At 41.2% G+C, this 16,329-nt stretch carries 20 protein-coding genes; 7 read left to right on the top strand and 13 right to left on the bottom strand.

The genetic code is table 11. The annotated features are described in order from the left end of the window. Positions 1–2: 2 nt before the first annotated feature. The 6 genes from ASG46_RS06250 to ASG46_RS06230 all read right to left on the bottom strand — a co-directional run bounded on the left by ASG46_RS06250 (position 3) and on the right by ASG46_RS06230 (position 5,252). On the bottom strand, positions 3–794 hold the full coding sequence (locus ASG46_RS06250) for a putative hydro-lyase (RefSeq protein ID WP_056703725.1): 792 nt from the start codon (positions 792–794) through the stop codon (positions 3–5). Between the two features lie 4 nt (positions 795–798). Continuing rightward, positions 799–2,016, bottom strand: a complete 1,218-nt coding sequence (locus ASG46_RS06245) for an NRAMP family divalent metal transporter (RefSeq protein WP_056703722.1) — start codon at positions 2,014–2,016, stop codon at positions 799–801. 24 nt (positions 2,017–2,040) lie between these two features. Continuing rightward, positions 2,041–2,799: a LamB/YcsF family protein gene (locus ASG46_RS06240; protein ID WP_056703719.1), complete on the bottom strand. Its 759-nt coding sequence runs from the start codon at positions 2,797–2,799 to the stop codon at positions 2,041–2,043. Positions 2,800–3,445: 646 nt separating this feature from the next. Then, a complete protein-coding gene (locus ASG46_RS21425; protein WP_255816864.1) occupies positions 3,446–3,577 on the bottom strand; it encodes a hypothetical protein in 132 nt (43 codons plus the stop codon). Next, a complete protein-coding gene (locus tag ASG46_RS06235) occupies positions 3,567–4,700 on the bottom strand; it encodes a response regulator aspartate phosphatase (protein ID WP_041508275.1) in 1,134 nt (377 codons plus the stop codon). Before ASG46_RS06235 ends, ASG46_RS21425 begins: the two co-directional genes overlap by 11 nt. Positions 4,701–4,946: 246 nt before the next feature. After that, complete coding sequence (locus tag ASG46_RS06230) at positions 4,947–5,252, bottom strand: hypothetical protein (protein ID WP_024720216.1); 306 nt, start codon at positions 5,250–5,252, stop codon at positions 4,947–4,949. A gap of 69 nt (positions 5,253–5,321) precedes the next feature. On the opposite strand from ASG46_RS06230, the gene ASG46_RS06225 reads away from it, so the two are divergent. Continuing rightward, entirely contained in the window at positions 5,322–5,816 is a 495-nt protein-coding gene (locus tag ASG46_RS06225) for a hypothetical protein (protein ID WP_041508274.1), read from the top strand. 86 nt (positions 5,817–5,902) lie between these two features. Here the strand turns inward: ASG46_RS06225 and ASG46_RS06220 are convergent, their stop codons facing one another. Both ASG46_RS06220 and ASG46_RS06215 read right to left on the bottom strand, forming a co-directional pair. After that, positions 5,903–6,682, bottom strand: a complete 780-nt coding sequence (locus ASG46_RS06220; RefSeq protein ID WP_375831194.1) for a Cof-type HAD-IIB family hydrolase — start codon at positions 6,680–6,682, stop codon at positions 5,903–5,905. A 103-nt stretch (positions 6,683–6,785) separates the two neighbouring features. Then, entirely contained in the window at positions 6,786–7,037 is a 252-nt protein-coding gene (locus ASG46_RS06215) for an excalibur calcium-binding domain-containing protein (RefSeq protein ID WP_370539175.1), read from the bottom strand. 199 nt (positions 7,038–7,236) lie between these two features. Here ASG46_RS06215 and ASG46_RS06210 point away from each other — a divergent pair, with 199 nt between their 5' ends. Genes ASG46_RS06210 through ASG46_RS06200 form a run of 3 tightly spaced genes read left to right on the top strand, consistent with a single transcriptional unit; the run spans position 7,237 to position 8,207 of the window. Further along, positions 7,237–7,614, top strand: a complete 378-nt coding sequence (locus ASG46_RS06210) for a VOC family protein (protein WP_041508272.1) — start codon at positions 7,237–7,239, stop codon at positions 7,612–7,614. Positions 7,615–7,639: 25 nt separating this feature from the next. Continuing rightward, positions 7,640–7,933, top strand: a complete 294-nt coding sequence (locus tag ASG46_RS06205) for a DUF5316 family protein (RefSeq protein WP_041508271.1) — start codon at positions 7,640–7,642, stop codon at positions 7,931–7,933. A gap of 31 nt (positions 7,934–7,964) precedes the next feature. Then, positions 7,965–8,207, top strand: a complete 243-nt coding sequence (locus ASG46_RS06200) for a DUF2651 family protein (RefSeq protein ID WP_017358500.1) — start codon at positions 7,965–7,967, stop codon at positions 8,205–8,207. Positions 8,208–8,251: 44 nt separating this feature from the next. Here ASG46_RS06200 and ASG46_RS06195 read toward each other — a convergent pair whose 3' ends face one another. Beyond that, positions 8,252–8,644, bottom strand: a complete 393-nt coding sequence (locus ASG46_RS06195) for a RidA family protein (RefSeq protein ID WP_039166189.1) — start codon at positions 8,642–8,644, stop codon at positions 8,252–8,254. A gap of 343 nt (positions 8,645–8,987) precedes the next feature. Here ASG46_RS06195 and ASG46_RS06190 point away from each other — a divergent pair, with 343 nt between their 5' ends. Genes ASG46_RS06190 through ASG46_RS06180 form a run of 3 tightly spaced genes read left to right on the top strand, consistent with a single transcriptional unit; the run spans position 8,988 to position 11,269 of the window. After that, positions 8,988–9,452, top strand: a complete 465-nt coding sequence (locus ASG46_RS06190; protein ID WP_041508268.1) for an FMN-binding protein — start codon at positions 8,988–8,990, stop codon at positions 9,450–9,452. A 15-nt stretch (positions 9,453–9,467) separates the two neighbouring features. Further along, positions 9,468–10,445 (top strand): FAD:protein FMN transferase, encoded by a 978-nt coding sequence (locus ASG46_RS06185; protein WP_041508267.1) that lies wholly within the window; start codon positions 9,468–9,470, stop codon positions 10,443–10,445. Beyond that, positions 10,403–11,269, top strand: a complete 867-nt coding sequence (locus ASG46_RS06180; RefSeq protein WP_056703715.1) for an RnfABCDGE type electron transport complex subunit D — start codon at positions 10,403–10,405, stop codon at positions 11,267–11,269. Before ASG46_RS06185 ends, ASG46_RS06180 begins: the two co-directional genes overlap by 43 nt. Before the next feature lie 45 nt (positions 11,270–11,314). Here ASG46_RS06180 and ASG46_RS06175 read toward each other — a convergent pair whose 3' ends face one another. From ASG46_RS06175 to ASG46_RS06160, 4 genes are all read right to left on the bottom strand, one after another. Next, positions 11,315–13,063: a methyl-accepting chemotaxis protein gene (locus tag ASG46_RS06175; protein ID WP_041508265.1), complete on the bottom strand. Its 1,749-nt coding sequence runs from the start codon at positions 13,061–13,063 to the stop codon at positions 11,315–11,317. Positions 13,064–13,160: 97 nt separating this feature from the next. Next, positions 13,161–14,282: a mannitol-1-phosphate 5-dehydrogenase gene (locus ASG46_RS06170; protein WP_056703712.1), complete on the bottom strand. Its 1,122-nt coding sequence runs from the start codon at positions 14,280–14,282 to the stop codon at positions 13,161–13,163. Between the two features lies 1 nt (position 14,283). Beyond that, complete coding sequence (locus ASG46_RS06165) at positions 14,284–14,718, bottom strand: PTS sugar transporter subunit IIA (protein WP_019743148.1); 435 nt, start codon at positions 14,716–14,718, stop codon at positions 14,284–14,286. Between the two features lie 95 nt (positions 14,719–14,813). Then, positions 14,814–16,256, bottom strand: a complete 1,443-nt coding sequence (locus ASG46_RS06160; protein ID WP_056703710.1) for a PTS mannitol transporter subunit IICB — start codon at positions 16,254–16,256, stop codon at positions 14,814–14,816. Positions 16,257–16,329 lie beyond the last annotated feature (73 nt).

The following is a 16,329-nucleotide window of genomic DNA, read 5'->3' as shown; positions in this document are numbered from 1 at the left end:
TTCTACAGGACACCGAGCTTTTGATCTCTTACATCTGTGATAAACATATGACCGGGTGCATGGGTAATCGCAATGTCTGGCTTAGTGTGCATGACAATGGCTTGCGGCGTCACACCACATGCCCAAAACACCGGAACTTCCCCTTCTTTGATCACAGATGGTTCTCCAAAGTCTGGTTGATCTACATGTTCAATGCCAATCACAGCTGGATCACCTATATGGATAGGACCGCCATGTACCGATGGGAATCTAGATGTCACCTGAACACTTCTTGTGACTTGATGCGCTGGGATCGGCCTCATACTGACAACCATCGGACCATGGAATACACCTGCCCTTTCACACGGAATGTTCGTTTGATACATTGGTACATTATGACCGTCTTCAATATGGCGGACAGGAATGTCATTCAGCATCAGTGCATGCTCAAACGTAAAGCTGCATCCGATGAGAAAGCCCACCATATCATCCTCCCAATAGGAAGAAATATCTGTTACCTCTTCTTGAAGAACCCCTTTTTTGTAAACACGGTATTTAGGGAAATCCGTTCGAATATCGGCATCAGGTGCTGAACGCATTGGCACTGGATCACCTGGGTCGAGCACATCAAGCAAAGGGCACGAAGCCGGATTCCGCTGACAAAATAAAAGAAAATCGAAGGCCAGCTCTTTTTTGACGATCATTAAGTTGGCTTGCGCAAATCCCTCTGCAAAGCCAGCCGTTGGTCCTGTGATCTTCTGCTTACGAATCAATTCCCTTATTTGTGACGGTTCATAGATTTGATATGCATTCATATGATCAGCTCCATAGTTTTGGAATTTCATTTATGATGGTATATCCGCCCATGATTGCCATGATGACAACGACAAACGCACCTGTTGCGGTCAAAAAGAATGGATGGCGATAATCACCGACAATCTCTTTTTTATAGGCGGCGATCAGCAATGTTCCGAGTGCAAGCGGCAAGATCAATGCATTGATGGCCCCAACCAAAACCAATATGTTCACAGGTCTTCCAATCGTGATAAAACAAATGGTCGAGAGCGCAATGAATCCAACGATAATGCCTCGTTGATTTTTCTCGATTTTTGGTGAGAAGGTTTTAAAGAAGGAAACAGAAGTATATGCCGCTCCAATGACTGAGGTAATGGCGGCGGCCCACATAATAATCCCGAACATTTTATACCCAATATTTCCAGATGCTAATTGAAAAACAGACGCAGGAGGGTTCGATGGATCAATCTGTAAGCCTTTTGAGACAACTCCTAGAACGGCTAAAAATAAAGCCACACGCATCACGGATGTGATCAAAATACCGAAAACGGAACTTTTCGTCACTTGCGGCAGTGCTTCCTTCCCTTTAATGCCAGCATCCAGCAGACGATGACCACCAGCGAAGACGATATAGCCGCCAACCGTTCCGCCGACAAGTGTGACAATTGATAACATGTCAATTTTCTCTGGCACGAAAGTTCTCATAACTGCTTCTCCAACTGGCGGTGCTGTGGAAATTGCCACATACAGCATCAGACCAATCATGACAAAACCAGCGATTTGTGTGAATCGGTCCATCGCTTTCCCTGCCTCTTTAATGACAAAAATGAGAATGGCAATGACTGCACTGACCCCAGCCCCTATGCGGGGATCGACGCCGAATATGACCTGAAAACCGAGACCCGCACCAGCGATATTTCCAATATTAAAGGCAAGACCCCCAATGACAATCAAACAGGCTAACACATATCCGAGCCCCGGCAGAACCATATTGGCAATGTCTTGTCCTCTTTTTTCCGAGACGGCAATGATACGCCATACATTTGTTTGCGCAAAAATGTCTAGCAAAATGGAAATCAAAATGACAAACCCAAAACTAGCTGCGAGCTGCTGTGTGAACACCGTTGTTTGTGTTAAAAATCCCGGTCCAATGGCGGACGTTGCCATTAAAAAGGCTGCGCCCATCAGCATAGAACGGTTCCCTTTTGGAGCTTTCATCTGTTTGGCTTTCTCTCTTTTCATGCTGTTTCCCCCTTTGATGACGATTTATCGAAAGGCCTTGAGTTGAATAGTGGCTTCTTTTAGCTTCGCTGTAATGGTTTTTGCAAATTGAAGCGCGTGACTGCCATCCCCGTGGATGCACACCGTATCTGCTTTGAGCTGAACATCTTCCCCTTGCACTGTCCGCACTTTCCCCTCTCTTACCATACGGATGACCTGCTGAACCGCCCTTTCATCCTCTTCAATGAGTGCATGAGGTTCACGGCGGGATGTCAGTGTCCCGTCTGGTTGATACGTCCGATCAGAAAAAACTTCATGTGCCACTTGAAGACCGATTCTTTCCCCTGCTGACGCAAGTTCACTGCCTGACAGCGCAAATAACACAAGGTTAGGATCAATATCATACACAGCCTTCGCAATTGATTCAGATAATTCAGTATTTTTAGCCGCCATGTTGTAAAGGGCGCCATGTGGTTTGACGTGCTGCATCATGCCGCCTTCTGCTTTTAGAAAAGCTGATAGTGCACCAATTTGATAGATCACAAGATCATAGGCTTCCTCTGCTGAGATAGCGATTGAACGTCTGCCAAAACCGACTAAATCTTGCAGACCTGGATGTGCACCAATTTGAACCCCTTTATCCAGTGCCATTTTAACCGTCTTTCTCATCACAGTTGGATCTCCCGCATGAAAACCGCATGCAATATTGGCTGAGGTAACATATTCAAGAATTTGTTCATCTGAACCGATGGTGTATTGACCAAAACTTTCTCCCAAATCACAGTTAATATCCACTTGATACATAGGACCCCTCCTTGTCGTTCCGAATTGCGGAATAGAAAGTCCGAATATTCGAATTTATATTGATTATACCAACTTTGGATAGACTGCACATGAAATTGTCAGAAAATATAACAATAGAACTAGGAGATTGTGTCTCTTTCATACTTTCGGTCTCATTCCAAAAAGGTTATTCTATCAACCTTTTTGAACATTAAAAAAAGAACAAACATTCGTAAATAAATGCAGACAAAAGCATTCATTTGGGGGAGTATTGGGGGAGTTTTTTAATAATTGACAGACGTAAAAGGAGCACAATGAACATAAACAATATAAGATCATTCTTTTATAAGACATCAAAATACCTGGGTGACGTCAATGCCGTTCAAAAGGGTACTATCGGAAAACGTATCATGCGACGTGCTGCGGGTAAAACAACCGGCAAGCTAATGAAAAAGATATTCAAATAAAATAGTTCACGGTAGTGATTTCATGAATGATCTTGAGAGGGAGCTATACAGGATCATATATAATATGATCAGGAAAAGACGAACAGTCCATTAGAAAAGCCGTTAGAAACCTTATGTCTAGAAATGAACTGGCGTGGGATAAGGAGAAGCAGGAATGGAGATTCAAATAAAAAAAGAAGCCCCGAAAAGGGCTTTTTTAATTAAGCAAAATAACCGATACTTGTTGTATGTCCCCGTTGGGCTTCATTATGGATATCGTTAGATGAAACATAACTAAAAGCACCTAACACACTGACAATAATTAATACGGCTGCTACTGACTTAAATTTCATAAAGACAATCCCCTCTCTTAATTTGGAGTTGGAAATAAAGAATCTTCTCATAAAATTCGTTTGCACGCTCTTTATCTCCTGCCTTATTATAATGCTTCGCCGCATCTTTCGATAAATCTTCAAGATTCGCATAAAGAAATTTTGACTCCAAATAAGCCATTGCTTCTTTTAAACGACTAACATTGTTTTCTAAATACAATGATCTCAAGAGAGTGAATGTATTTAAAAATATGTCGTCTTTCAATTTTCCAGCCAATTCTATTCCCTCGTTTAAAGCGTATAACCCTAAATCATTTTGATCAGTTTTAAAGTATGACTTTGTCAACATAACCATCGGATCAAGAATTTTATTTAAATGTTCGTATCCTTGTTCTTTAAATGAATGGATTGATTCGTTAAAGTATTTGATAGCCATTAGTAGTTCATCATTGTGGAAATAACTTAATCCTATATTATAAAGCGCCGATCCTTTTAATCTTTTTGTTGAGTTGTCAGAAGCTTTTTTTAGTGCGTATTCAAAATGAGGCATTGCTTTTTCGGGGCACCCCATATCAATATAATTTAATCCAATAACAAAAGAACACTGTATCTGCCTAACAGTATAAGTGTTTTTTTCTTTGTAACAATCTATTGCTTGGGCTATATGGTGCATAGACATGTGGTTTTGTTTCATGTGGTAATAGATTTCCGCTATCTTGAAATTAAACTCGGCACGTTCAATATCATCACTTACAAGAGATAGCTTTTTTTCTGCTCGTTTGTAGAAGGTAATAGCGTTGAGGTATTCATAGTTTTCAAATTCGTACATGCCGTAGAAAAAGTTAAAATAATAATCTAGCAAGCCTGTTAATTTCTCTTGATCCTTTTTTATTTTCATTGCTAACTCTCTAAAGTTGGCGCGCTCTTTCCCATTTTCCAATGGGTTCAAATAATCCAACATTAATTTATGTCGGAACTCCATGAGTGAGAAATACAATAATAAATCTTGATTTTCTTCCATATCATCGAGCAAAGATTTTATTTCTTCTTTATATGCTTCGGCGTCCGGTACGTTAAATCTTTGAATATGATAATACCATTCATTGATTTTCATACCGACATGAGAAGATAGAACTATCTCCATAAGACCCTACCCCTTCCTTGCTATTCCCTATAATGACATATATTATCATTTTCCGAATAATTCCACACCGAAAACAAACCGCAATTTATGTCTACATATGAAAATGAAAAAAAGTGGAATCATGGTTAACTTGAAGGGGAATTGTCTAAATTAAGGGAATTTTAAGGTAACTCATCTTGTTTTGAATTCCTTTTATATGTACATTTGTAATTAAATAGAATGTAATTAGATGGTAAACGAGCAGCTCTATGACCACTTTTCGGGCATTTCCTCTAAAAAATTTAGCAGCTTGGGCTCATGAATTTCTGATATTGCAAATTGAATAAAATCTATATCATCAGTGCCGGGGAAATTAAATAACTGGATACTATAATTTGATGTGTTTTCACCAAGTAAACTGGCTATTTTTAAAGCAATATCGACATTTTTATAATCAACTCGGAAAATAATTTTCCCCCCGGAAGTGTGGAAGTCTTGAATTGCATTTTCAGTTTTTTCAGGGTTTACCATTAAGTCTAGAAAAGTCTTCAATTTATTCGCATGTTTAATCATCTTTGTTTATTACCTCCTAGATTTTCTATGAATTATAACTCAAAAATAATTTGTAAGGAAGTGTAAATAGTGGTTAAAAAAATGATTAGCCTTGCTTTAGTTTCTGTTCTAGCTTTAACTGTTTTTTCGAGTTCCGTTTCAGCAAGTGAGTCAGAAGTCGTTTTTGGTGGGAAATATGATTCTGTTATAAAAACATTGCCTAACACCTCAATAAGCGAACTTGCTTTACAAAAGAAAGCCGGGGAAGTTTCCACTAACACAACACAATGGGGACCGGGTGGAACGGCTTCATTAAGTGTAACTGGCGATCGTAGGCATATTTATTGGAGTGTTAAGCCAGCCGCAAAAGGTCCGTGGGTTTTTCATGGAAAATTAAAGTTAAGATATAAAAGTGGTTTTAAAAGAGATGTTCCTATTAGAGGCTTTGGCGTTTCCGGGGTTGGTTTTTCAAGTGTTGTAGATATTAATAAAAACAAAGGTGGAAAGGTTTTTCTATCAGGAAGTGCAGAAGATTCCTTTGGGGATAGATTCCCTGTATTACCTGGTTTCTTTGTAAGTTTTTAATAAGGTTTTCTATCACGTAAAAGAAGACAAAGGGCTAAAATCAAGTTCGTTTTAGCCCTTTGTCAACAATCTGTTTTTCTACTCATTTATTTAGACAGCACCCAATGTTGGATGGCTTTTGCTACCCCGTGCTCTGTATTAGGAGCCGTAATCCAATCTGCCGCTTCTTTCACAACTTCTTGTGCATTGCCCATTGCAATGCCTAATCCGGCTTCTTGAATCATCGCCATATCATTCAGACTGTCGCCAAGTGACATGACGTTGTCCATTGTGCAGCCAATGCGTTCTGCTACTTTTGCAAGAGCTGCCGCTTTGTTAATGCCTGCTGCATTGACTTCAATATTGGTTGGACTGGAATTTGTGATTTCTAGCTGTCCATTTGTTTTCAATGTATGGAGGACTTCCTCACGAACAGCATCGTCATGAATATCAAAACCAAATTTCAACCATTCGTGGTCATGAATGCGTTCTGGGAATTCTCCTCTCCACACTTTATCCACAGTAGATGCCCAGTAATCAGTTTCGTATCTGTTTTTTAGATCCCACATCATCTGAACGTGATCGGGATGCAGCAGTTCCCGTTCGATCAACTGGAAGTTTGAATCCCAAATTTCACTTCCGTTTGCTGTGACAAGATAAGAAGAGAGTTTCAGCGGCTCGACCAGCTCTTTGCATGTCATCAGCGTACGTCCTGTACTAATCACCACATGGACCCCTTTGGCTTCTGCTTCTTTAATGGCTTGTTTATTTTCCTCAGGAATGACGTGCTCACTGTTTAACAGCGTGCCATCCATATCAATGGCAATCAATCGGATGTCTTTCTTATCAGCTTGTGTTGACAAATTGAGTACCCCACTTTGTATCATTTTTTGAATCTATCTTTATTTTAATATAAAGATGAAGATGGCACAAAGGGACGAGTTTGATCCCAAAGAAAAAAGACCTTGTGACAGGTCTTTTTTCTTCTTCTTAACGTTCACATGCAATGCCGTCTTTATCACGGTCAAGGTGTTTATTTTTTAAGTAAAGTGCTTTTGATACATAAGGCTTGTACTTCGTTTTTCCACCTTTGTTTTTCGTATTTTTGCTTTTTGCCACGCCGCCTTTATACACTTTGTTGAGTGCTTTGCAGTTTTTGTACTTGACTGTTTTTGCATCCGCTGTGTGAGTGTCAACTTGTGTAAAGCTAAGTAAAAGACCGAAAGATATGACAGCCACCATGATTTTTTTCAACATGTAAGTCCCCCCTATTTTTTCTGATTTTACATTTTTATCATATGTCACCACATTTTGTTTTTCAAGACGATTGAGGTAGAAATATTGGTTTTTTTGGAATTAAATGAATCTTATTGCCTATGTGGTAAAATGAGTGGGAAACCTTTCCGGTTTTGACACGTATATGAAGAGAGGAACTTTCCACATGAAAATGAAATATACCATTCTATATGTAAACGATGTTGAAGCAAGTATTCAGTTCTACCATCATATCCTCGGTTTCCCGATTAAATTAAGAGTTGAATCCTATGTTGAGTTTGATACAGGAGAAGTGACCTTATCGATTAATTCACGCCAAGATGTGAAAGAGTCACTTGGTCTGCCTGTTCCAGAGGCAGTTAGCTCGTCACAAACGTTTGAGATTGGCTTTGTTGTGGATGATGTGAATGAAACAATTGCGTCCTTGAAGGAAAAAGGAGTACATGTCATCAAGGAACCTGCCAAGAAGCCGTGGGGACAAACGGTCAGTTATGTGTCTGATCCTGATGGACATTTCATTGAAATATGTGATGCGGTCTCCTAATAGCTGTCTGAAGGAGTGAAGCATAATGAGAAAGAAACATGCTTTTTTTGCTGGTGTTTGCTCCATGCTGGTGATTTGCAGTGCGGCGCTCATATTACAGCACCATGAATGGATTGGATTCGTCAGTGGTGGAATCTCTATTATTGCGTTCGTTGCATCTGGATTTCTTATGGGTGCATGGACCAACGGGGAAGAGGCACGAGCGGCCTATCACTCTGAAACAAAAGAACACCGGATGTTTCGTCTTGATACGGCTTTTCTTTTCATCATCTTTGCCCTTCCGCATATGGGTGTAGCACTGTTATATGTTTTTATGTAAATAGTTAATTTGGTTCAAAGGAGTAATTAACATGGCTGTTTTTGTCTTATTCGTTGTATTTGGTTTCCCTATGATCTCTGTGCTGATTGGTATTTTCGGCACATTGTTTTTAAAGAACATTTGGTTTCCTACATTGATTGTGCTGGTTGCGAGTGTGATTCTGATGTTCACCTCTATTGGTGGAAATGAATCTTTTCTCATTTGGGTCATCATTTACACAGTCTGTGCATTTCTCGGTGCATTCATTACAAAGCGATTCAAAGCTGTTTCATAAATACTCACCAAAAAAAAGAACAGTTTGCACTGTTCTTTTTTTGATTAAATATCGGCACACCATAGCTCTATTTCGATTTTCAGCTCTGGCCACCCTAATGCAGTCACATAGGCAACGGTCATTGATGGATATGCCGTTTTGAAGATTGCATCCCACTGTGGGTATAGATGATCCCAATCAATTTCTTCTGTTGCCCAAATATTGACTTTGATGACGTGTTCTTCATTCAACCCTTCTGATGCAAGGATTCTCTTTATATTTTCAAACGTATTGGTGACTTGGTCGTTTAAGCTTGATGGGATCTGTCCATCCGCTCCTGTCCCTACTTGACCTGATGTCACAAATAACCCCGCACCCTTTGGCACCCTAGTAATATGACTGTAGTTGCCAACGGGTTTCGGCATACTTTCTGGGTTTTTTCTCGTGATTTGTTCCATGTAAATCCCTCACTCACTATGATTTTTCTGCGTGTTTTTCTTCCTGTAGACAGACTTCACCAATTTTTGTCTATCCTAAAAGAAAACAGCAGTGGAGTATCCGTAGCCACAAGGTAAGAACATCAATATTTTCTTTTTCATGGACGAAACACTCCTTTTTGATTGCGTGAGCAAGGTTTAGATTCATTTCATCCTACCTGATAAATGAACCACAGTCAAAAATAAACGATAACGTGTAATATCTTGATTCTTATTGCCTATTATCTAAAATCGTTCTTTTCTTGTTCATGGTTTGTTCAAATTTCTTCTATATAGTAGATCGTAATAGGAGGTAGGATACATCATGGCAAAAATAAATAAGAAAATGATTAGTCTTTGCACCGCAGCTATCAGCAGCTTATACATCACTGGTTATGCAACTACCCATCACGCACAAGCCGTTCAGACAGCACAATCAAATACACAAGCAGACGCTTCTTCAAATCATACATCTCTCACATCAGATACTACCGCCACTCAAACAGAAGATACCACTTCAGAAACTGAACTCACGGATGGTACTTTCTCTGGTACTGGATCAAATGAGATTGGCTCTATTAGTGTATCTGTTACCATCAAACAAGGAAATATCACTTCTGTCGAGATTACGAGTGATAACACTAGATACGGACAAAGCTCCATTTCATCATTACCCAATGAAGTGGTCATCAGACAAAGTGCTGATGTAGATACGGTGAGCGGCGCAACATTAAGTACTCAGGATTTTGAAACAGCCGTTGCTCAGGCTTTAGAGCAGGCAAAGGCATAGAGAGGAGACACCAAGATGAAATGGTTAGGACAACAAAAACTCATTACTTTTCAAAAATCCATGCTGGCTATGGGAACTGTTATCAATATTCAAGTGGTTGCCTATGAAGAAGATCGACGGGCTGTTTTAGAGGACATCAACCGTGCCTTTTCCATTTTTTACGATATCGAGCATCGTTTTAGCCGTTTCCGCTCTGATTCTGAAGTCATGAAGTTAGCCAATCTTTCAAAGCAAGAGGTATTAGTCAGTGAAATGCTTTTCGATTTAACAGCCTATGCGCTAGAGTTAGCCGAGTTAACAAATGGCAAGTATGATCCAACCATCGGAAAAATCATGGAACAAAAAGGATTCGATCGTTTATATACGACAGGACAAACTTTTTCATCACATGACGTACCACATACAGCTGTTCATTACCGTGACGTCCAGTTAAACGAGAAGAATCGGACAATTTATTTGAACAAACCGCTGATTTTGGATTTCGGTTCTATTGCAAAGGGATTTGCGTGCGATCTTGCCGCAAAAGAGCTTGAAGCATGGGAAGGCTTTATGATGAATGCTGGTGGGGATGTGTTGGTATCTGGATTTAACGAACAACAAGAAGAGTGGACAATCGGGATTCGGCATCCCATTCACAAACAGACCAACATCTCGGTCATTCAAACGACTAATTGTGCGATTTGTACATCTGGAAGCTATGAACGGATCAGTCGTTATGATCCTCATACGCACCATTTGATACACCCTCAAACGAAACAGTCTGAACAAAGTTTGTTAAGCTGTACCGTCATTGCACCACTCGGTATGCTCGCCGATAGTCTATCCACAGCTGCTTTTTTATTAGGTAGAGAAGGAGGTTATTCTTTTTTAGCCGAACATGAAATACCTGCCGTGATGGTAGATCAAACCGCTGATATGATCGTAACACCGGAGATGAAGGAGGTTCACTCATGGAATCACAACCAGCACCTATCACAAACCAAACATTTTTGAAACCATCACCCTCACTAAAAGCCTACATTCGGACACCAAAACGGTATGTCATTGCCATTCTTTTGGTTCTTTTAGCCGCCGGGAGTCTGCACGCTGGTTTTCTTAGTGGTCTCGCTACAGTTGCTACCAGCATCGGGACAGCACTAATTCTTGACTCTTTCATCTCAAGAGTGATTTGGAAAAACAATAAACACACATTCCCTGATGGAGCTCTTCTCACAGGGCTGATTATTGGCATTGTTCTAAGTCCAGCTACTTCTTTTGCTGTTTCTGTTTTCACAGCCGTAGCAGCCATTTTATCTAAGCATGTCATCACTTATCAAAAGAAACCGATTTTGAATCCAGCTGCGTTTGGTTTATGGCTCTCAGTCATTTTATTTTCTTCCAATCAAAGCTGGTGGGGCGGTATGTCTCTTCTACCTTGGTGGACCCTATTCCTTGTGGTGGTCGGCGGTTATTTGGTGACCAGCCGCGTACAAAAATTCCCGCAAGTTTTCGCCTTTCTAGCAGCATACGGCCTGATCCACCTCATATTGGGATTCATTGGCTTAACGGATGCTTCATCTGCTTTTATGACGCCCTACTTGAATGCTGTCTTGTTTCTTGCGTTCTTTATGTTGACTGATCCACCTACTTCACCAGCAAAGAATCGTGATCAAATCATCTTTGGTATCCTCTGTGCTGTCGTTTCGTGTGTGGACTTCTATTTATTTAACAGCTTATCTTACTTACTCACAGGGCTTTTATGTGCCAATGCTTGGAAAGCCTATCGAACGTACCAAACAAATCAAAAGCGACGGGCAACACGGACGAAAGTCGTCTAAATAAAAAAACGGACATCGACTTCTCGACGTCCGTTTGACCATACATTATAAACGATAACGTGCAATATCTTGATTCAATCGCATGCTTAGCTCATTGAGCCTTTCTGCTGCCTTCGCCACATTGGAGATGGCGGTGACTTGTTCGTCTGTAGATGCAGTGATTTCTTCAATCGCTGCGGCATTTTCTTGAGAAATATGGGCTGCACCATGCATCGCTTTTGTGATGAGGTCGTTTTGTTCTAGTAAGGTGTTCAGCTCTTTTGCCATCGCATTTGTTTCAACGATGGTTTGTGAAATCGATGTAGAGATGGAATTGAATTCTTGTTCTGTTGCGTGAACCGCTTCATCAAGCTCGGCAAAACGATCCATTGTTTTGGACATCATGCCAGCTGTAGCCGTCGTTTCTTCTTTAATGCCTTGAATCATCTGCTGGATTTGAACAGCTGATTGCTTTGTCTGTTCAGCTAAATTCCGCACTTCACTCGCCACAACCGAGAATCCTTTGCCATGCTCTCCTGCACGAGCTGCTTCAATGCTCGCATTCAGGGCCAGTAAGTTCGTTTCATTTGAAATGCTTTCAATGGTATCTGTGATTTGAGAAATATCTTGTACTTTTGTACTTAACTGCTCAATCCCTGATCGAATGCCTTGAGATGCCTGAATGGATTGTTCATTTGATTGTTTTAATTGCTGGACAATTTGCTGACCCTGCTGGGAAGATTGGTTCGACTGGTCTGAAATTCGTTTGATCTGGTCGCTTTGTTCTTTGACGTTTTCAATGGATTGATTGAACTGAGTCATTTGTTGATTGGCTACCTCAAGGTCTGATGCTTGATGAAGGGTCCCAGTTGAGATATCTCCAATCGCTCGGCCAATTTCTTCACTGCTAGCGGATGTTTCTTCAGAGATGGCGGATAGATCTGTCGCAGATTCGACGAGCTGGCTGCTCGTTTCCTGCAAACCGCTCACAAGTGCTCTAAGCTCTCCTGACATATGATTAAAGCCTTTTGCCAACTGCCCAATTTCATCCGAGGTTTCTTTTAAGCTGGTGCGTTCAATATTGCCCGCCGCAATTTCTTTTGAAGCAGCCGTAACTTGCTTGAGCAGTCTCACTTTTCCTCGGGCTGCCAAATAAAAGACACCCATACTTAAAAGAGCGACACCTGCTGTAATGAGAATAATATAGAGCTTCATCTGCTCTAGTTCTTTATAAAATTCATCCTGAAATACGGCGATCCCTATACTCCAATTCCACGGTGTAAACTGGTTCATATAAGCGAGTTTTTGCTTTTCTTCCCCCGTGGCATCGTCTTTATCCATATAGGTGATATAGTGTGCATCCTCGCCTTTTGCTGTGGCTCCAGCGACCATTTTTTGACGATTTGTCGTGTTATCTGGGATGACGCCGATGTCGTTAATCGGATGAACCTGTGATGAATAATCGGCTCCATATGCGACAAGGTAGCCTTTATTTTTATAGATGAAATCTGATTTTTGAAATTGATACCCTTTGCCGTTGTCATTTTTAGGCCCGCTCAAGTAAATACGGGCTTGTTCCTGCGCCTGTTCAAGCGTCAGTTCTTTGTTCTCCACACGGTCGTTCAATTGTTCAAGAGTGGCCATCGCTCCATTTACGATGTGTTTTAAATCTGCTTTCCCCGCATCAATTAAGACATTTTTCGCTAAAAAATACCCCGTTGTTCCTACAAGTCCGCCTGTTAAAATTGTAATAACGATAATGGCTGACATCAATTGAAAAAAGACACTCCTTGAAGCAAACGCTTTCTTTTTCATGTTCTAATTCCCCCTTACTACATATATCGTCATGCAGGGGAAAGTATTAAAAAAGTCATAGAAAAAATCCCTTTCACGTTAGAAAGGGATCTTTTGATTATCGCTCGGTTTCTTTGAGGATGGCTTGATAGAGATCGTCTTCAGGTTGGAGTCCACATACCTCTTGAAGCACACCTTCAATGCCTTTTTCTTTCCTTAATGCCTGCAAGCGAACCGCTTCTTCGTCTTCTGCAAAGTCGTAAGCCAAAGCAGCAGCGATCCCTTTGATTAAGTACACTGGCTGCTTGATCTTTTTCGCTGGACCGATTAAACGGTCATCTGCTCCCAGCTTTCTAAGAGGAGAGCGTGCGACACGAGTCACTTCATCGGAAATAAACGCATTTTCAAATCGCTTGATGATTTTTTGAATGTACGCATCATGTTCTTCTTTTTGGAAGCCATACGCGTCAATTAAATAACTGCCCGTTTCATGAAGGGCACCTTCGACAACTTGACGAATGTCTGGTGTATCAACAGCTTCTTTAATGGTTTTTACGCCTTGCTGATACCCGACATAAGCCGCTAGTGCATGTCCTGTATTGACGGTGAAAAGCTTCCGTTCAATATACGGCGTCAAATCTTGGACAAAGGTCGCTCCGTCAATTTGCGGAACATCTCCAATAAAGCCCGTCTCATCAATGACCCACTCGAAAAATGGTTCAACTGACACTTTGAGAATGTCCTCATGGTGCTGAATCGGAACAATGCGATCAACCGCAGCGTTTGGAAAGCCAACGGTTTGTGATATCGCTGCTTGCTCATCTGCTGTTAAATGAGAGAACACCGCTTCTTTTAAATGAGCACTTCCCCCAATCATATTTTCACATGCCACGATGTTGATGATATGGTCTGGCTTTTTTTGTTTTAATCCTTCAGCAATCGATGAGGCAATGATCTTCAATACGGCTGGTCCAACAGCTGTTGTAATCAAATTGGCTGTGGCAACGGCCTCTGTTAATGCTGCTGGATTTTGCGAAGAATTGATCGCTGATACGGGCCCGACTACTTCTTGCTTCTGCCCTGGTGCTGCCAGTTCAACCGTGTATTCTCCTCTTTCATTCAGCTCATTGATGACCGCTTCATTCACATCGGTAAAGACAAGCTCAAAGCCTGATGTCTTTAACAAAGATCCGATAAACCCTCTGCCGATATTCCCTGCTCCAAAATGAAGTGCCTTCATATTAGTTCACCTCGTTAAAGATGGCGATCAGTTCATCCTGATCCTTTGCATGAATGATCCGTTCTACATTTTCTTCTTCTGAACAGACAATCGCAATTTGAGACAGAATATCAAGATGCTCGTTGTTTTTCCCAGCGATCCCAAAGACGACTTTCGCCACATTTCCTTCACCATATTCAACACCATCTGGAATTTGGATAATCGAAATCCCTGAATGAAGGACAGCCGCTTTCGCATCCTCTGTTCCATGAGGGATTGCAATGCCGTTCCCCATAAATGTAGAAGAGATCTCTTCTCTTTCAAACATTTTGTCGACATAATCACTTGTGACATAGCCGTTTGCTACGAGGACTTCGCCTGCTTTTTTGATGGCCTCTTCTTTAGAACCTGCTTGTTCGTTTAGAAAGATATTGTCTTTAGAAAGTACTTGTTTCATACATGATCACACACCTTTTTTAGAATAAAAATCAGGAAAACAACCAAAACGGGGAGTTCAATTAGGAAAAATTGGACTCAACCCGTTTCGTCATGTTATTTTTTCAATTTCTCAATCAGCTCATCATATTTCGGGCTGTTTAAGAAATTATCCACTGAGATATGCACAGCGCCTGGCAGCTTTGCCTTGGCTCTGTCTGTTAAATCTTTATGAGTAAAGACCACATCCGCATCGTCTGGGATGTTGCTGATCGATGTGTTTGTCACATCGATATCAAGCTCTGCCTTTTTCACTTTGTTTTTCAGAATGGACGCACCCATTGCACTTGAGCCCATCCCTGCATCGCAGGCAAAGATGATTTTATTCACGTCATCTGGATTGACGTCACTTGGAGATGTTGCTTGCTCGTTTGCTTCAGCGTTTTCATTTTGTGCTGTAAGAGCAGCGGCCGCTGCACTTTTCTTGCCTTTCATGTCCTGCATCTTTTCTGTTGCTGCTGTTAAGTCTTCGTCAACTTCTTTAGACGCTTTCAAAATGACAGATGCAACAAGGAACGATACGATAGCTGCTACGACAACCCCTGCTAAAACGGCAAGGTGACCGCCTTTTGGAGACATCAGCATAAGCGCAATAATACTTCCTGGTGACGGCACAGCTTTTAATCCTGCATTTAATAATGTGAACGTCAGGACACCACTTGCTCCCCCTGCAATGACAGCCAAAATAAGTTTTGGTTTCATTAAGATGTACGGGAAGTAAATTTCATGGATTCCTCCTAAGAACTGAATGACAATGGCACCTGGTGCAGACTGTTTCGCATTTCCTTTTCCAAAGAACATATACGCAAGAAGAACCCCTAAGCCTGGCCCTGGGTTTGTTTCAAGCAAGAACAAAACAGATTGCCCTGTCTTCGCTGCTTGCTCGACCCCTAATGGACCTAAAATACCTTGGTTAATCGCGTTGTTTAAGAATAATACTTTTGCAGGTTCAATGAAGATACTTGCTAGTGGCAGTAAATGAGCATTGACAATGATATCTACACCTGCCGCAAGGGCTTTATTCAGACCTAGTACCACTGGGCCGATAGCATAGAATGCAATGGCAACAAGAATGGCACCGAGGATACCTGCCGTAAAGTTATTCACAAGCATTTCAAAACCTGATCTGATTCGATCTTTAAACAGCTGGTCGATTTTCTTAATAAGATAACCGCCCAGCGGCCCCATGATCATGGCACCTAAAAACATTGGAATGTCTGAGCCAACAATGACCCCAATCGTAGCTGTAGCACCAAGCACTCCGCCTCGATGGTCATAGACGAGTTTACCGCCTGTGTAACCAATTAAGAGCGGCAGTAAGTAGTTAATCATCGGTCCAACGAGTGTAGCTAATTGCTCATTCGGAAGATAACCACTTGGAATGAACAAAGCTGTAATGAGTCCCCATGCAATAAATGCACCAATATTCGGCATAATCATGCCGCTTAAATAGCTTCCAAAGCGCTGTACTTTCACGCGTAATCCGCTTTTTTCCTGCATCTGTGAAAACCCCTTTCTTCTCTCCCTTTATTTCGGGCTTTATAGGTCAAAAGATATAAGAACAAGAGTCAGT

It is taken from the genome of Bacillus sp. Leaf49 (assembly GCF_001426125.1).
Taxonomy (GTDB): Bacteria; Bacillota; Bacilli; order Bacillales; family Bacillaceae; genus Bacillus; species Bacillus altitudinis.
Note: the sequence above shows the minus strand (reverse complement) of the source record. Positions and strands in the feature narration are given on the sequence as shown.